Annotated in this window: 16 protein-coding genes; 14 read left to right on the top strand and 2 right to left on the bottom strand. The window is 53.4% G+C overall.

Going from position 1 to position 15,888, the window contains the following annotated elements; genetic code table 11:
• Positions 1–269 precede the first annotated feature (269 nt).
• Genes AC6I8P_RS17085 through AC6I8P_RS17035 form a run of 11 tightly spaced genes read left to right on the top strand, consistent with a single transcriptional unit; the run spans position 270 to position 8,537 of the window.
• Entirely contained in the window at positions 270–587 is a 318-nt protein-coding gene (locus AC6I8P_RS17085) for an integrative conjugative element protein, RAQPRD family (protein WP_481657905.1), read from the top strand.
• Positions 578–823, top strand: a complete 246-nt coding sequence (locus AC6I8P_RS17080; RefSeq protein WP_058770096.1) for a TIGR03758 family integrating conjugative element protein — start codon at positions 578–580, stop codon at positions 821–823. The genes AC6I8P_RS17085 and AC6I8P_RS17080 overlap by 10 nt, the downstream gene beginning before the upstream one ends.
• Before the next feature lie 12 nt (positions 824–835).
• Positions 836–1,198 carry a TIGR03745 family integrating conjugative element membrane protein gene (locus tag AC6I8P_RS17075; protein WP_315654168.1) on the top strand — a complete coding sequence of 121 codons (363 nt, stop codon included), beginning with the start codon at positions 836–838 and terminating at the stop codon, positions 1,196–1,198.
• Positions 1,199–1,207: 9 nt separating this feature from the next.
• A complete protein-coding gene (locus AC6I8P_RS17070) occupies positions 1,208–1,582 on the top strand; it encodes a TIGR03750 family conjugal transfer protein (protein WP_498030810.1) in 375 nt (124 codons plus the stop codon).
• Entirely contained in the window at positions 1,579–2,223 is a 645-nt protein-coding gene (locus AC6I8P_RS17065; protein ID WP_058770099.1) for a PFL_4703 family integrating conjugative element protein, read from the top strand. Before AC6I8P_RS17070 ends, AC6I8P_RS17065 begins: the two co-directional genes overlap by 4 nt.
• 11 nt (positions 2,224–2,234) lie before the next feature.
• Positions 2,235–3,128, top strand: a complete 894-nt coding sequence (locus tag AC6I8P_RS17060; protein ID WP_481657903.1) for a TIGR03749 family integrating conjugative element protein — start codon at positions 2,235–2,237, stop codon at positions 3,126–3,128.
• Positions 3,128–4,648, top strand: a complete 1,521-nt coding sequence (locus AC6I8P_RS17055; protein ID WP_498030809.1) for a TIGR03752 family integrating conjugative element protein — start codon at positions 3,128–3,130, stop codon at positions 4,646–4,648. Before AC6I8P_RS17060 ends, AC6I8P_RS17055 begins: the two co-directional genes overlap by 1 nt.
• Before the next feature lie 11 nt (positions 4,649–4,659).
• Positions 4,660–4,920, top strand: coding sequence for a DUF7446 family protein (locus AC6I8P_RS17050; RefSeq protein WP_010616745.1), 261 nt, complete (start codon positions 4,660–4,662; stop codon positions 4,918–4,920).
• Positions 4,907–5,323, top strand: coding sequence for a TIGR03751 family conjugal transfer lipoprotein (locus tag AC6I8P_RS17045; protein ID WP_104187956.1), 417 nt, complete (start codon positions 4,907–4,909; stop codon positions 5,321–5,323). Before AC6I8P_RS17050 ends, AC6I8P_RS17045 begins: the two co-directional genes overlap by 14 nt.
• Positions 5,323–8,121: a conjugative transfer ATPase gene (locus tag AC6I8P_RS17040; protein WP_498030808.1), complete on the top strand. Its 2,799-nt coding sequence runs from the start codon at positions 5,323–5,325 to the stop codon at positions 8,119–8,121. Before AC6I8P_RS17045 ends, AC6I8P_RS17040 begins: the two co-directional genes overlap by 1 nt.
• Before the next feature lie 11 nt (positions 8,122–8,132).
• On the top strand, positions 8,133–8,537 hold the full coding sequence (locus tag AC6I8P_RS17035; protein WP_166711456.1) for a hypothetical protein: 405 nt from the start codon (positions 8,133–8,135) through the stop codon (positions 8,535–8,537).
• Positions 8,538–8,969: 432 nt separating this feature from the next.
• Here the strand turns inward: AC6I8P_RS17035 and AC6I8P_RS17030 are convergent, their stop codons facing one another.
• Positions 8,970–11,012, bottom strand: coding sequence for a hypothetical protein (locus AC6I8P_RS17030; protein ID WP_498030807.1), 2,043 nt, complete (start codon positions 11,010–11,012; stop codon positions 8,970–8,972).
• A 574-nt stretch (positions 11,013–11,586) separates the two neighbouring features.
• Complete coding sequence (locus tag AC6I8P_RS17025) at positions 11,587–11,820, bottom strand: PerC family transcriptional regulator (protein ID WP_104187964.1); 234 nt, start codon at positions 11,818–11,820, stop codon at positions 11,587–11,589.
• 130 nt (positions 11,821–11,950) lie between these two features.
• Between AC6I8P_RS17025 and AC6I8P_RS17020 the strand changes: the two genes are divergently transcribed.
• The 3 genes from AC6I8P_RS17020 to AC6I8P_RS17010 all read left to right on the top strand — a co-directional run bounded on the left by AC6I8P_RS17020 (position 11,951) and on the right by AC6I8P_RS17010 (position 15,886).
• Entirely contained in the window at positions 11,951–14,377 is a 2,427-nt protein-coding gene (locus AC6I8P_RS17020; protein WP_498031181.1) for an ATP-binding protein, read from the top strand.
• 133 nt (positions 14,378–14,510) lie between these two features.
• Complete coding sequence (locus tag AC6I8P_RS17015; RefSeq protein ID WP_498030806.1) at positions 14,511–14,918, top strand: TIGR03757 family integrating conjugative element protein; 408 nt, start codon at positions 14,511–14,513, stop codon at positions 14,916–14,918.
• 2 nt (positions 14,919–14,920) lie between these two features.
• Positions 14,921–15,886 carry a TIGR03756 family integrating conjugative element protein gene (locus AC6I8P_RS17010; RefSeq protein WP_372774078.1) on the top strand — a complete coding sequence of 322 codons (966 nt, stop codon included), beginning with the start codon at positions 14,921–14,923 and terminating at the stop codon, positions 15,884–15,886.
• The last annotated feature ends 2 nt before the right edge of the window (positions 15,887–15,888 follow it).

Genomic DNA, 15,888 nt, shown 5'->3' with positions numbered 1-15,888 from the left:
CCCTGAGACATTCGACAAGCTTTTTATGGCTTCAGTAAAGTCTATATCTCGCTCAAAGCAGACTGTGAGTTTAAGTCTAAGCTGGTATACCTCTTAGTGATCGATGATATCGTCTATATACGAAGCTTACTGTCAAGGCGTGCATGCTGAGTGAATTATTCCCCCAGGCAGTTACACATAAAATTTTCGACAGTACATAAAGAATTTCCTGCTGTAAGCATCGCTGCTTTGCGTCACTCTCCCGACGACCAGTTAACCGGGAGAGCCTCATGCGTCACACCAGAAACCTCATTGCCCTGCTGATAACCACACTTCCCGTCCTTCAGTGTCACGCCTCCGAGAAAGACGAGCTGGCGCTTGTCATGCGTCAGCTGGATCAGGTGCAGGCCGGGCTTGACCGGGCCCGTGTCGCGGCAAACCAGACTCAGGATGCCCGCTTTCATTTCGACTATCTGCAGGCGACACGCGATATCACCACCATGAAGCAGGGTATTTCAGCCTATCTGGAACCCTCCCGGGCACAACCCGCGTCCCGGCAGTCCGCTGTTACCGGCCAGTATCGTGCTGAGGAACCCGCATGGCGATGAACGGCGCGCAACTGAACGGGTGGAGCGCCGGCACCGGCAGCAGCCTAACGCCCGGACAACTTAACACCCTCATTCTGGGGTTGCTGGCCGTCGTCATTCTTCTGTTCTGCGCCTGGGCGCTGGTTCAGGCCTATCGCGGTATTGCCTCCAAATCCGTGACGTTTCGTCAGTTCAATGAACTTGCGGTAAGGCTAATCGTGCTTTACCTGGCAACGCTGTTTCTGTTTTTCCACTAAAAGGACACCTTAATGAAATCCACATTACTCAGGCTTTACCACTCAGCATTCGCACGCGCCGGGCTGTTGCTGACGGGTTTTATCATCAGTGGTCAGGCGCTTGCTGATCTGCCGCCGGTTGAGCAGCCCACGACCGGCGGTGGCGGTGGCACCTATAACACCATGATGGGGTACGCCAAAATGGGTGGGCTGGCACTCGGGCTGTTGATAAGCGTTGGGGCCTTCCTCGCGGTCGCCCATGCCGTCATTACCTCTTTCCACGACATCCGTAAGGGTAAAGGCTCCTGGACGGAATTCCTGCTTTACGGGGTGGTTGGCATCATTCTCATCCTCGCCGTCATCTATCTGGCCACTAAAGCCTCTGACATTTTGTAAGGAGCAAGCATGGCCGTCATCGACTTCCTTCCTGATCGTCTGAACAATCCGCCCGTGGTGTGGAAAGGCTTCACGTCTGGTGAGTTTCTTCTGGCGGCCATCATTGGCGTCGTCGCCGGCATTCCCCTGGCGGTGCCGCTGGCGCTGGTGCCATTTATCGGCTGGCTGGCATTTCCCACCTGCATGCTGCTGATGCCACTCATTGTCATCTTCCTGGGTGGCGGCTGGATTGCCGGCTATAAACGTGGCAAGCCGGAAAATTACATCTGGCAGCGGCTGGAGGAAATCCGCTGCAGGGCCCGCCTTTCACGTTCACTGGTAATCGACAGCCGGGCGTGGGAGATGAAGCGAACCCTGGCTATGCCGCAGAGAGGTGAGCGATGAGCCGGTTTCGTAACGGTATGACCGCGCGTGATAATCACATCATTTCGCTTCGCATCGCCTGTGTGCTGCTGTTCGCCGGCCTGCTGGTCACGGGGATTGGCTGGATGCGCGCGCCTTCCGAACTCACCATCCATAACCCACCCGACCTGCGATCGGGCAGCACGCGAAAATGGTGGGAGGTTCCGCCGTCCACAGTATACAGCTTTGCGTTCTATATCTTTCAGCAGCTGAACTCATGGCCCAAAAATGGTGAGGTGGATTATCCGGCCAAAATTGCCCAGATGAGCCCTTATCTGACGCCGTCCTGCCAGGACTTTCTGAATAAAGACGCAGAGATGCGTAAAAACAGCGATGAACTCCGGGACCGCGTGCGGGTGGTATATGAAATTCCCCGCCGTGGCTACAGCAGCCGCAGTGTCACCATTCTCGATCAGGACAACTGGATCGCACGGCTGGATTTAGTGGCAGACGAGTATTACCACACCGAGTCGGTCAAGCGCGCGCTGGTCCGGTATCCCCTGAAAGTGGTGCGCTGGGAAGGCGATCCGGAGCGCAATCCCTTTGGACTGGCGCTGGATTGCTATGCGGCTACGCCTCAGCGGCTTGAAGCTGTCACCCTGCCTGAGCCGGAGAAAAAGTGATGGGAAACCGGATGAAAAAGTATTCACTCATTTTTCTCGTCAGCCTGTGTTTTCCCTGGGTGGCGAACGCCGTTGAGCTGATGAAATGGGAGCGTATCCCGCTGCAGGTCCCCCTGACGGTGGGCCAGGAGCGTATCGTTTTTGTGAATAAAAACGTACGCGTTGGCTTTCCGCCCTCGCTCAACAACAAGCTGCGTATACAGAGCAATAGCGGCGTGGTCTATCTCAATGCCAGCGAAGCGTTTCCGGTGACGCGACTTGAGCTGCAGAACAAAGAGAACGGGGAGATTATCCTGCTGGATGTCTCTGCGGCATCCGGTAAAACCACGCGTGAACCCGTGAAAATTGTTTATGACGGTGAAGTGGCCACCGTATCAGCCAGTGACAGGCAGTCCGTCAGCAGCGACGGGGACAGCACCGGGCGTCAGGCGAAGCAGTCGGATGTGGATGCTCCTCAGCAGGATCGTAAGCCCGCTAAACTCAATGCCCCTCTGCCTGTCGTGCTGACCCGCTATGCGGCTCAAAATATGTATGGCCCGCTGCGTACGGTTGAGCCGGTGCCGGGTATCAGTCCGGTTTCACTGAAGCTGCCGTCCGCTGTTACCACACTGATGCCCTCAGAACCCGTCAGCGTTACACCAATGGCAGCATGGAGCCTGCAGGGCAGCAGCGTGGTTGCGCTGCAGGTCCGTAACCGTTCAGCCAGCAAAGTGATTCTCGATCCGCGCGCGCTGGAGGGGCAGTTTATTACGGCCACCTTCCAGCACCGCTGGCTCGGCCGTGCAGGTACGCCTGAGGATACAACGGTTCTTTATCTGGTTACGTCCGGGCGCCCGGAGGGGGCATTCATTGCCGAACCGCCGTCTCAGCAGCCTGCTGACAGCCGTAAGCGGAGAGTAAAATAATGAAAGCACCTGCCTCTAATCTCATCGTTAAAATTGCCGTGCCGGTGGTGCTGGCCGGTGCCATTGTCGTCGGCGTGAAATCCTGCTCAGGGGGCGGAAATCATCCGGCGATGACAGGCAACGCAGCCAGTTCTGCGCTGAAAGACCTGTCGCCGGAAGACCTCAAGGCAGCGGGGATCGAGGGTGACACGCCGCAGGACACGCTTCGCACGGTGGTGGGAAATTTCCGCAAAGTTCAGAACCGTCTCGATTCGCTCGCGGACGATAACAAAAAACTCACTGACGAAAATAAAGCCCTGAAAACCACCAACAGCAATGTGGACGCACAGATCAGCCAGGCGGTGAGCAATGCCCGTAATGAGGAAGCGCAGAAACGCCAGCAGCTCAGCGCTCAGGTCACGGATCTCAGCTCACAGGTCAAACGGCTGATGGATCAGCTGCAGAATGGCGATGCCGGCACGGAATCCGGAAAAAGCAGCAGCCCCGGCAGTGATATTCCGATCGGGCTGGGCTACGACAGCGGGCTGAACAGCGGCGCTTCCGGCGTATCGTCTTCTTCTGATGGCCTGCAGTGGGTTGAGCCCAGAGACGGGGTATCCGTTGATGCCAGCGGCCGGCCGGTGACCGACAGCAACAGAAACAACGCGACCGGTTTCTCCTTTGCCACTTCGTTTTCCGAAGCGGGTGAAGCAGGAAAACAGGCGGCAGGAAAAGCAACCGCAATGGTTCAGACTCAGCTTACGGATGCGCAGAAGGCGACCGTTCCGGTATTTACGCTTCCGGAAAACTCCACGCTTGTAGGCAGTCAGGCGATGACCGCCTTACTGGGGCGTATTCCCATCGATGGTAAAGTCACTGATCCCTATCCTTTCAAGGTCATGATCGGCAGGGATAACCTGACGGCGAACGGCATCGAGCTTCCCGATGTTCAGGGGACAATCGTGTCCGGTACCGCTACGGGGGACTGGACGCTGTCGTGCGTGCGCGGGTCAATTACCAGCATCACGTTTGTCTTTACCGACGGCACCGTCAGGACGCTGTCTTCTCCGGATGGCCAGAACAGTGGCGGCAATCAGAACAGCGGCAACGCGAACGGTAATAACAGCAGCATTGGCTGGCTGTCAGACGACAACGGCATTCCCTGCATTTCAGGCACGCGTAAAAGCAACGCCTCAACCTACCTGCCGACCATCACCACACTTGCGGCCGCCGGTGCGGCGGGTGATGCCGTGGCGGAAAATCAGAATACCGGCCAGACCAACGCCTACGGTGGCGTGACTTCAACTCTCACGGGTGATGCCGGTCAGGCCGTGCTGGGCAAGGCGCTTTCCGGCGGCATGCGGGAAACGATCGACTGGGTGAAAGCCCGCTACGGACAAACATTTGATGCCATTTATGTACCGCCGGGTCAGAAGGTGGCGCTGCATATCACACGACAGCTGGCCATCGATTACGAAGAAAAAGGCCGCAAGGTTAAATATGACTTCAGCCTGGCCGGCAATGGCACAGGCATGGACTGACGGGGATTTCAATGCAAAACACCAACCTTGAGTATCGGGTGGGGTATACCCCACTCAGTGGACGCCTGTATGCCGGTTATGTCCGGAAAGATAATGGAAAGTGGGAGGGGTCACCCCATGAGGTGACCGACTGGGCCATGTTTGCGGTTGGCCAGAAACTGGCTCGGGAAGAGACCGATATGCTGTTTCCCCTGCCTGACGGTCGGGTAATGCGTGTGTCTGCAGTCATTACAGACGCTGAAACAATGGAGGACGCGAATGCACAGCGCTAAACCCCGCCTGGTGTTGCCTCTGACACTGATGCTTTCGTTATTACTGGCCGGCTGCAGCACGTCCAAAGACGAGATGCTGCCGCCCGGAGACAGCAGCATGCTTGAGCTCTGGAATGATGGCGCCTCTGCGACACATGCAACCGGCGAAAGCCGCACGACACTGCGCCGTCCGGTAACGGACAGCGAACGCGTGATTTCTCAACAGACGCGCGAAAGCTACAGCCGCACGCAGGAAAATGAAATACAGCAGACGTTTCCGCGCCTGCCTAATCCCGACATGGTCATGTACGTGTTCCCGCACCTGGCCGACGGCAATACGCCGGTGCCCGGCTACAGCACCGTTTTCCCGTTTTACAGCCAGGTGCAGTATGCGCTGCCTGGTGAGCGCACGGAGGATCTGTAATGGCTTTTTCTCTTTTTCGCCGTCGGGCCGACGCGCAGGCGCCGCATCAGTTTGGAGATGGCCCGTTTTCCATTAACGGGCATGAGCCGCTGACGCGGGAGGGGCGGCTTACCCGCCGTGATGAAGCTAAGCTGTATGATACTGCGCCTTCTATTATCGACCACATCCCGTGGGGCGAGTATCTACCTGAGCACCAGTGCATTCTGCTTGATGATGGCGTGTCGGTCGGCGCCGTTTACGAAGTGATCCCGGTTGGGACCGAGGGACGACCTGACACACGGCTCGATGAAATTCGTGACGTGGTGGAAAACGCCCTGCAGGACAGCCTCCCGGAGCTGGATGCTCACCAGTGGGTGGTGCAGTTTTACTGCCAGGACGAGTCAGATCTGACCGTCTACATGGACGGAATCAGGGGGTATGTGAAGCCCAATGCTCAGGGAACGGCTTTTACGGAAGCCTGGCTGACAGAGCAGGAGCGGCATCTGCAGAACGTGGCCAGCGAAAAGGGTCTGTTTCTGGATGAGGCTGTCACCGGTGCGCCCTGGCGCGGCCAGATCAGGCGTACACGTATGGTGATTTACCGCTGGGTTGAATCACCGTATCGCGACCCGATGGCGCCCGAGGTGTTGCTCAAACAGGTTTGCGATCGTCTGACCTCTGCAATGAGTGGTGCGGGTATCCAGTGCCGGCGTCAGAACGGAGAGCAGATCCACAGCTGGCTGCTGCGCTGGTTCAATCCCGATCCGAAATGGGTTGATAAAGCGACACTTTATCGTTGTGCAAAACACACTGACGATGCGCCGGATGATTTACCTCTGCTGAACGATTTCAGTGAAAGCCTGTGGTTTACTCGCCCGCGCAGCGACGGGGATAAAGGTGTATGGTGGTTTGATGATGTGGCGCATAAAGCTGTTCCCGTGGCGCGTCTGCGCAATGCGCCCTCAACAGGTCACCTGACGGGTGAGGTGAAACGCGGTGAACATATTAATGCCATTATGGACCTGCTGCCTGAGGGCACCGTGCTTGCCCTGACGCTGGTCATTCACCCTCAGGATAAGCTGGAAGAAAACTTTGCCCGCCTGAGCCGTGATTCAATGGGTGAAAACGTGGACTCCCTGCGCGCGCGCGAGGATGCCGCCACAGCCCGCACTTACCTGGGTAATAAACATAAACTGTATCGGGCTGCCATTACCCTGCTGATTAAAGCCCGGGACCTTCCATCGCTGGATAAGCGCTATCTTGATCTCAGCAGCAAGCTGCTCAACTGCGGCCTTGAGCCGGTTAACCCGGAGCATGATATCGGTCCGCTCAGCACCTATATGCGCGCATTACCCATGTGCTTTAATCCGGCACAGGACCGGCATAACTGGTATACGCGCCTGATGTTCGTGCAGCATTTTGCCTGCCTGGCACCGGTCTACGGTCGTGATACCGGCACCGGCAACCCGGGCTTCACCTTCTTTAACCGGGGCGGTGGCCCGCTCTCGGTCGATCCGCTTAACAAAAATGACCGCACGCAGAACGCGCATCTAATGCTGTTTGGGCCAACCGGTGCTGGCAAGTCCGCCACCGCGCTGGTCAAGCTTGCCCAGATGATGGCCATCTATCGCCCCCGTATTTTCCTGATAGAAGCAGGTAACAGCTTCGGCCTGTTTGGTGATTACTGCGCCTCCCTGGGACTGAGCGTACATCGGGTCAGTATCAAGCCCGGTAAAGTTGTTTCTCTCGCACCTTTCGGTGACTCACATCTGCTGATGCAGGCAAAACCGGATGAACTGATCATCAGTGAAGACGCTCTTCCGGATATTGATGACGATGAAGATAAGGATGAAGAGCGTGACGTACTCGGTGAAATGGAAATTGCCGCCCGCCTGATGATCACTGGCGGAGAAGCTGCAGAAGAATCACGGTTAACACGCGCAGACCGTGGCATGATCCGTGAGGCCATCATGATCGCCGCCCGCACGGCTTTTGAGGAAAGCCGGCAGATGTTGCCTGAAGACCTGATGTTTGCGTTGCAGAATATTGCCCGGGACAGCAGCCAGGGAGAAGATGGCCGGGAAAAGCGAACTGCGGCACGTCGTTCCCGTGCGGAAGAAATGTCCGAGGCGCTACGGATGTTCACTGAAGGCTTCGAAGGCGAACTCTTCAACCGTCCAGGCACACCGTGGCCAGAGGCGGATGTCACGATCGTTGATCTGGGTACGCTGGCCCGTGAGGGCTATGAGGCGCAGATGGCCGTTGCGGTCATTTCGCTGCTTAACTCAATCAATAATATCGCTGAGCGAGATCAGTACAGCGACAGGAATATTATTGTGCCCATCGATGAAGGACATATCGTAACGACGAACCCGCTGCTCGGGCCCTACGCGACAAAAATTGCCAAAATGTGGCGTAAGCTCGGCACCTGGCTCTGGATTTTCACCCAGAACCTCGAGGATTTCCCTGATACCGCAAAAAAAATGCTGAACATGGCGGAGTGGTGGATCTGTCTGGTAATGCCTCCTCAGGAGGTCGAGCAGATTGCCCGCTTCAAGACGCTGACAGCTGAACAACGGGAAATGCTGCTTTCAGCGACGAAGGTCCCCCGGAAATATACGGAAGGCGTCATTATTTCAGAGAAGGTGCAGGCGCTCTTTCGTGCGGTTCCCCCCAGTCTCTACCTGGCGCTGGGGATGACTGAAAAACCAGAGAAAGCCGAGAGACGACAAATCATGAACGAATTAAATTGCAGTGAGCTTGAGGCTGCGTTTCACGTTGCGCGCCGGCTTGATGAAAATCGCGGACTGAGTATCTGACAGGGGAACCCATGAAAAAACTGACTATGGCACCGCCAGTGGTCGTAGCGGACAAGGCGCTGATTGCGTCTGTCATTTTTACCGTGCCACCGCAGGGGACGGCATCAATTGGTCAGTCCGACAGTGTCTCACTGGAAATACTGCAGCGCCAGATCACAAGTCGGCTTGATAAGCCGGTTCTGATTTCAGTATTCCCTCACCGCGTTGGGCGCCGCAGCTGCGTGGCGGTACATCTGACGGATGCCGGCGGGAAAAAACTGGATATTCTCATTACGGTAACCGGTAACACGCTGTGGCCTGGTGAAGCTGAGTTCGAAAGCAGCCTGCGCTGGAATATCTGCGTGCCGGATGCCACCGATATGTTATGGGTGCTGAAGGAGATCGACAGAGTTACAGACGGCGAGGTGTTCAGTTAAATCGGCCCTGCCTGTTTGTCAGGCAGCGGTTTCAGGCTGTCTGACAAACAGGCAGGCTGCGGGTGCGGGCGGCATAGAGCCCGCGTTTATTTTGACTCATTCGGGTTGAGCCTTTTCAAACTTACTTTATTGACTGCGTAATTACACCTGACTTGACTACCCATTTGCATTTTACTTGGCGACCGTTTGCAGATTACCTGACCATCGCCAACTAAAATTGGCGTATGGCTCACATCTTATGACGAAGCCCGAACTAAACGGCAGCAGTGTGCCAGAAGCGGAAGTTTGTTATTGTTGTCACCGATATCAAGTTATGGGTACTACTTAGCATAAATAAACAGGGAACAAGATGATGCATAATGTGAAAATCTAATTTTAAAAGTTAATTGAAAGGGAGATCCACCCTCCCCTTAGCAATATAATACCAATAAATCAACCCATTGGGAGAAGTAGATTGTCAACAGGATGATTGCCATTTCTCCTTTTAATCTTTCTTTTGAACCCAGTTATAACTATCCGTGAAGTGAATTTCTGCACCGGCTTAAACACGGCGGCAACGAAAACCAAAGGAATAACACCAGATAATAATGACGCCACACTAACCACAGTGTCCGACGGGACATGATAATACGCAATAAATGAAATGGGTATGGCCACTAATAACATGAAATAAATAGAACGAATCAATTTATATTTTAACTTGGCATTTCTCTTTAAATTTACGCCCTCACGGATTCGCGCCTGAATTATTATCTTCCTAACTAAGGCCTGAGCTTCTGCTTTAGTTGCAGCTTTTTCTTGATTCGATTTGATGACAAGATCATTCTTGTCTGCATTTACTTCTTCAAGTTTCTTCCGAAGAGCCTCAACTTGCTTTTCACTTTTGATACCTTTTTCAGCTTGAATTTCGAGTAAAGATTTTGTCCTAAGTGCGTTTTCTATTACATCTCCATCCATAAAACTCATGATATCCTCAACCTGATCAGGTACAAATTCCTCAGGCTGTAAACTTTTGCTTCTTAACTCCATAACCAAGTTGGCAGCAGTCTCTTTCGACATTGTGCCACTCGCGACAGCGTTTTTCATATCTTTGTATACATCTGCTACTTTTGCTGCGACCTGAGTAGAAAGAATAACCTGTGCTCTAGCTACTACATCAAAAGTTGTAGGTAGCTTTACTCCATTAGCAAACCCTTTATGCGACTTAAACCATAATCGCTCGGTTATATAGTCTAAAGTGACAGCGAATGGTATTTTTCTTTCTCCTTGGATAGAAAAATAATGCGATAAGGATTTGGTTATATTTTTTCCCGTGATGAGAAGAGCTCCACTTTGCTCTAACTTTAGATTACTTCTACCTTTTCGCTTGTAATTTATTTTTGTGAAAACTTTTAAAGCATCAGCAATTTTATCCAACTCATAATCTGGAAACTCTTTTTTTAGTTCTTCAAGCGTAGAGGTGCTCTCTATATTATATTCTGGCTTGTCGTAATAATCAGCACCTGTATCAAGAGAAATTTTCATTTTCTCAAGCTTTTCAAAAAACTCTATTTTCCTTATTGTGATTTCTGATTTTGTAGAGCAAGTCTGTAGTAGATTGATCATTCCTGTTTTGGATGGATCTGGATGTTGATTACGCTCAAAAATATTTTCCGCTGCATAAAAGTAGCTTTCAACTTCGCTCTTCGTTTCTTCAAAATATTTTAATTCTATTTTTGATTTATTTCCTGAGCGATCTCGTAACCCTTTGACTAAGGACAGGAACTCTTCAAACATACGGTAATGAATCTCACCATTTAGCCCTACTGCATCAAATAGCAACTCTGTATCTAGTACTATTTGAAAATCATTCCGCCATGGTTCAATGTTCACTAAATCTGAGCTATAACAAATTCCACCGTAAAGAATTAACCCCTCTTCAACCTTGTTTAACTTATCGGTAAATTGAGGATTTTCTGAGTTTTGAATGATAAACTGACTGATAGCTACGGAGTTCTCACTCTGCTTTCTGTCATGAATAAAATATGAATAAAAATCTGATAAGAGTTCGTCAATTTCCTCTTGGTTAAGTTCTTCTTTACTAAAGGACTTGACAAATTGAATGAGCAAGTCTTTTATATAATCTTGCTCCTCCTTTACTTGTTCATAACTTGCTTTTAGAGTGTTATTTCTCTCAAACTTCTCAGTTACATAATATTTACTATTATTAAAATCTAATAAGCCTCTTTTTTTTAGCCTGTTTTTCAGACATGACTTCACCACAGCTTCAGGTATATCAAACCCATAATCAGAGTTTAGCCTCTGAGAGCACTTAGTAACGTCGAACTCCCATAGCTGATGTATAACTATAGTTGAGCATAGAAACTGAGCTAGAACATCGTAAATATCTTTCTTATTTTCATGTAATTGACGAAAAAGAGCTGCAGATGCCAATAAACGTTGATCTTCCATAATTCCTTTCTTGAGATTGCTCATACAGCTCCTCCGATCACATTTTTGATGGTTTGATACAGAAGCAACATGTACTTATTGAATATTGAACATTAAATTTACAATATTACTTCAAAGTGTGTCAAAAATATTTTAATGAAAACTCATCCAATCCTATAATCCATTGACATGAAAACATTGCATTATAAAAACAAAATTCTCAGCACTTTATTCTTTTATTTGTTGTAGGGGCTCAGGTTCGCTCTGGATTTCCATCTGAACCCTCAAACTGATGACCCGCTTTCACGTGAATTAACACAGAATGCTGTGAGCAATGTCCGCAGATCGCTCTTAGCTGCCAGTTAATCTGGCCGGGTTTTGACTGCTTTTTTGTTTGAGATGACCAAGTGAAATGCAAATACGCGGTCAAGTAAAATGCAAACGGGTTGTCAAGTGAATGCAAAAAAACAATTGACAAAACAAACGTGTTTTTGTATTTAAATACTTGCCTGGTGTGATCTATATACCCGTCCAATCATTCCTCTCACACCGGGTCAAAGCCTTATCCAAACGGATGAGGCTTTTGTTTTGTCGTTACGGCAGCTCCACTTTTCCTGCATCAATATCCATCACTGAAACGGCTCTGAATCTTATACAGACGCCGTGTTTCGCTTCTGCGACCATCAGGCGTGAGATTGGCCGCCATATCAAGACATCGCTCTCTGCGGCGGGCTATGGCCTCGCGTTCGGCATCTTCCGTAATCTGATCCATCACGGTCAGCCAGCGGCGTGCAGCGCGTCGCCATAAGCCCCTTCTTTCCAGTGATTCTGCTACAGTGTCTTTCAGTTCCATATGCCTCCACCGGGGTCACTCTTGCCTCATCAGTGCCATCTATTCTTTCATAATGGTAATCACAGTTTTTTATTTCACCCAGAGCGCATTCACAGAAAATGGACTTCCGTCTACAAACAGGAGCCTGTTGATGCGCTATCCCTTTGAACTCGATCCGCAGATTATTCACCACATTATTTACAGTCAGGCCGGCTCTGTCGGCAAGGCCGTCATAGAACTCATCATGAACAGCGTCGACGCCGGTGCCGGCGCGGTGATCATCGACATTACCCCGGAGGGCTTCTCCTGTCGGGATGATGGACGCGGTTTTACGTCATATGATGACGTAAAGCGCTATTTCGGGCGTTTCGGCACGCCACATCAGGAAGGTGATGCGACCTACGGGCGCTTTCGTCTGGGGCGTGGCCAGATCATGGCGCACGCCCGAACACTCTGGCGTTCGCAGCGCTGGCAGATGTCGGTTGATACGCGTGAAATGGGTTATCACTATGACCTGGAAAAAATTGCGGAGGCTGAGCCAGGCTGCCATATCACTGGTGAGTGGTATGAACCGCTGACCAGTCAGGAGCGCATGTCATGCATTCAGGAAATCCGCGATCTGGTGCGCTATACACCCGTCACGGTGCACCTCAACGGCACCATCATTACCCGCCAGCCGGCACTGGAGAAGTGGGATGCGGAGGACGATCAGGCCTGGTATCGCCTCCGGGAAGACGGTGCGGTGTCGGTATACAATCAGGGCGTCCTGGTGCGTCATGATCCAGGACACATCTGGGGCGTTGGTGGCCTTATCGTCAGTAAAAAACCCATCGCGCTTAACGTCTCGCGTACTGAAATTCTTCGCAAAAGCTGCCCTGTCTGGAAAACAATTGCCGCCCGGTTTGGCCAGCTTGCCACCGCCTTCTCTGACAATCAGGGGAAATATCGTAAAACGGAAGCGCGTCGGGAGAAAACCGCCCGCGCTTTGCTTTCCGGAGAGGGCGACCTGCAGAAGCTGATGAACGATGAAGAGGTCATCACGCTCCTGCCCGGCAAACGTCACGTCACGCTTGAGCACTTCATTCGTAAGTGCCGCTATTACCCGGCGGCAACCGACAAAAACTGCTTCACCCTCGCGCGGTATGCTCGTGATGTTCCGCGCGGGGAAATCATTGCCCGGGCCGGTATCGCGCCAGTGGTGCATCCTGTCACGCTGTCCCGCTTCGGCTGTTACGAGCCGGAAGAGTTTATGGAAAGTCTGAGCCGCGTACGCGCAAACCTGATGGCGTACCGTGAACAGCTACCCCGGCACCGGCGATGGGGCTCCGGCTGGCAGTCTGAGCTGGTACTTATTGATTTCGACACCCTCAGCGCAAACTTTATCGACCGCACGCAGATGATCAGCGAGAAACAGCTTGATAAGGAAACCCGACGTGCATGGACAGCGCTGCGCTGGTGCCTTACCCAGTATGCTGCTGTCTGCTCGGGAGGCGAAGCGGGTTATCAGTCACGTTCTTACGGGGGTAAACGCTTTCAAATTCTGCTGGGTGAGTCCACGTCTGCGGATGCCTGGACGGACGGAGAGACCTACATTGCCTACAACATCGATATCGTCCGCCGGCTGAAGTCCGATGCGCTGCAGACTGCCAGTCAGCTGTTCAGCCTGACGGAGCACGAGGTGGCACACCAGGGCGACAGCCTGGACTGTGGCCACGACGAGACTTTTTATCAGCGTTTCCATGATATCAGCACCCTGTGCGCACCCGATCGCCAGCGTTACATGCACGTCTGGCTGATGAAGTACACGACCAGCCTGGAGGCAGAGGGTAAACGCGCAACCGGAACAGCCTGGAGAGAGCGTTATCTGACTGAGCGTGCCAGCACCGGCCGGGAGACAAAAGGACTCCCCGGCGTTATCAGTGATGCCGGCATTAGTGATGCTGTAAGCGCACAGCCGGACCCGGAAGATATGTCACGGCTTGATTTTCTTAACCAGCAACTGACGGGCGCCGGTGCAGCGGCGCCTGTCAGGTCCAACTGGGATAGCGCGGTGGCCGCCGGCATTGAGCAGGCCCGTAAGAATCAGGCAGAACGGGTACGGGAACAGCAGGCTCCGGAGGATTGGTATGCTGCTGAGGATGATGCATCCGATACTCTGACCGATGAGCAAAGGGCAGCTGAAGCTGAAGAGCGGATGTGGCTGGCGTCCCGTAAAACACATTACCTGTCCTTTTTACCCGGCGCTACTGAGGAGGCTTTAAACGACTGGGTGGTTGAGTTCCTTGACATTGCGACCGGTTCAGTTGAGGAAGCACGTGTTGCCTGGGCCATGCGTGCCTGGGAAAACACCGACCTCTGGTTTGCCAGAAATACTCCAGCCGGCATTGAGGCGGAATACCTCCATGAACAGGACGCTGAACACCCGCCTGAACAAAGCCTTCCTGCAGAGTGGCTTCCATTTGTCGTGGAGGGCGAAACCCGATGGAGCATAGAGCGTAACGCAGCTGCAGCAGGTTTTGTCCGTGAAATGGATTATCTGGAGTGGCGCCGCGACAGCACCGTCGGCGGGGCATCCTGATCATGCGGAATCACGGTTTTCTCAACCAGCCTGCGCGCTGAGAAATTATCAGCACCGGGCTCAGAGTTAATTACTGACCGGCCCCGTCATTGAACGCACCCTGAGCAGGTTACTCACTCAGGGAGTGTTCTCCATGAAATTTTCATTTTGCTGCCTCGCAGCACTGTTCCTAACCGCCGGCGCCCATGCCGGCACCGTCATTTATACCGACAGCGCCCACCCGGTAACGGGTAACCCCGGTCCTGACGTGACTGTCATTATGCTGGATGCGCCTGACCGGCTGCAGGCGGATCTCTTCGGCCCGCTGCCGGCAGACCCGGCGCAGGCTGAACAGCAGGCGCGGACTGTCATCAGTTCATCCGCGTTTAAGCAACGTCAGCAGGACCTTGCCGGAACCTATGCCGGTCTCACGCACGCCTGGTCGCTGGGTCTTGAGAAATACCCCGCGGTGGTGTTTGACGATAAGTGGGTGGTCTACGGCACCACGGACGTCGGCGTGGCCACGCAGCAGCTGAACGCCCGGAAGGAGTCTGCACAGTGAAAATGTCTTTCTCCCGCCCGCGCCGGCTGGCACTCGCCACGTTAATGGCCTGCACCGGCACGATGGCCAGCGTCAATACCGCGAGTCTGCTCTCAAGCGCCGCCAGTCCTGACTGTATCAGCTGGCGCATCAGCGGTATCTGTTACTGGCTATTCTGCACGCCTTTCGGCTGCTCCGTTAAAACCTCCGTGAAGGTCACCCATTTCATTCCGGAAGCCGTGGTTTCAGCCTACCTGAGCCCTGGAGCCAATCCCTGGACGGAGATGTCGGCCGTCAGCAGCCTGGCTGATGGCGCCGAGAGTGCGCTCCTGGGAGGCGCTGCAGGTGTGGCGACCGGTGGCGGACGGCAGGAAATGAAGGCGCCCGGCAATCGCAAGCAGAACCTGCACTTTTACTACGGCGATGCGTACGGCCATCCAGCTACCAGACTCATCGGCGGAATGGTGCCGGGGTATTCCTGTGACAGTGCCGCCACGCCTTTTATGCCGTACTTCACAAGCAGCCTCGATGCGCTTGCCTGGCGCACCGGCGTACCGGAATCGCTCTACCCGGAGGCGTTAATCCCGGGACAGCGTGAGATTGGCAGCACGGCCAGCGGCAACATGTGGGGGAATGTCTATCCCCGCAGCGGCTTTGTCACGCAGACCGACAGCTACAAGTCGGCGGCCGTTGTGGTGCAGCGCGTGGCCGACATTATCACCCGCCAGGGACAGCTGCATGTCTACAGCCCGCTCACCGGGCAGCGTTCGCCGGGCTACTGGCCACCCGACCCCGTCCAGGAAAATACCGGCACAAAAAATCACAAATGGCAGCGTCTCTCTCCCCAGCTCTCGCAGAGCTGCGCGGTGTTCCCCGACACCGGCGGGCAGATAGCTGAAAACGGCAACTATGCCTGGGCGCTGTGGCAGCCCTACAGCTGCTGCAAACGACGTGGCCAGACCTTCCTTTACAGCACCGATTTCTCCTGAGG

Source organism: gamma proteobacterium symbiont of Lampromicra miyakona (assembly GCF_059730895.1).
The sequence above is the reverse complement of the archived record's forward strand: the minus strand, read 5'-3'. Positions and strand labels throughout refer to the sequence as shown.

Excerpts from the sequence above, each read along its gene's own strand:
- AC6I8P_RS17070 (WP_498030810.1), top strand. The coding sequence starts at position 1,208 with ATGGCCGTCATCGACTTCCTTCCTGATCGTCTGAACAATCCGCCCGTG.
- AC6I8P_RS17055 (WP_498030809.1), top strand. The coding sequence starts at position 3,128 with ATGAAAGCACCTGCCTCTAATCTCATCGTTAAAATTGCCGTGCCGGTG.
- AC6I8P_RS17080 (WP_058770096.1), top strand. The coding sequence starts at position 578 with ATGGCGATGAACGGCGCGCAACTGAACGGGTGGAGCGCCGGCACCGGC.
- AC6I8P_RS17065 (WP_058770099.1), top strand. The coding sequence starts at position 1,579 with ATGAGCCGGTTTCGTAACGGTATGACCGCGCGTGATAATCACATCATT.
- AC6I8P_RS17075 (WP_315654168.1), top strand. The coding sequence starts at position 836 with ATGAAATCCACATTACTCAGGCTTTACCACTCAGCATTCGCACGCGCC.
- AC6I8P_RS17020 (WP_498031181.1), top strand. The coding sequence starts at position 11,951 with ATGCGCTATCCCTTTGAACTCGATCCGCAGATTATTCACCACATTATT.
- AC6I8P_RS17015 (WP_498030806.1), top strand. The coding sequence starts at position 14,511 with ATGAAATTTTCATTTTGCTGCCTCGCAGCACTGTTCCTAACCGCCGGC.
- AC6I8P_RS17010 (WP_372774078.1), top strand. The coding sequence starts at position 14,921 with ATGTCTTTCTCCCGCCCGCGCCGGCTGGCACTCGCCACGTTAATGGCC.
- AC6I8P_RS17025 (WP_104187964.1), bottom strand. The coding sequence starts at position 11,820 with ATGGAACTGAAAGACACTGTAGCAGAATCACTGGAAAGAAGGGGCTTA.
- AC6I8P_RS17045 (WP_104187956.1), top strand. The coding sequence starts at position 4,907 with ATGCACAGCGCTAAACCCCGCCTGGTGTTGCCTCTGACACTGATGCTT.
- AC6I8P_RS17040 (WP_498030808.1), top strand. The coding sequence starts at position 5,323 with ATGGCTTTTTCTCTTTTTCGCCGTCGGGCCGACGCGCAGGCGCCGCAT.
- AC6I8P_RS17085 (WP_481657905.1), top strand. The coding sequence starts at position 270 with ATGCGTCACACCAGAAACCTCATTGCCCTGCTGATAACCACACTTCCC.
- AC6I8P_RS17035 (WP_166711456.1), top strand. The coding sequence starts at position 8,133 with ATGAAAAAACTGACTATGGCACCGCCAGTGGTCGTAGCGGACAAGGCG.
- AC6I8P_RS17060 (WP_481657903.1), top strand. The coding sequence starts at position 2,235 with ATGAAAAAGTATTCACTCATTTTTCTCGTCAGCCTGTGTTTTCCCTGG.
- AC6I8P_RS17050 (WP_010616745.1), top strand. The coding sequence starts at position 4,660 with ATGCAAAACACCAACCTTGAGTATCGGGTGGGGTATACCCCACTCAGT.
- AC6I8P_RS17030 (WP_498030807.1), bottom strand. The coding sequence starts at position 11,012 with ATGAGCAATCTCAAGAAAGGAATTATGGAAGATCAACGTTTATTGGCA.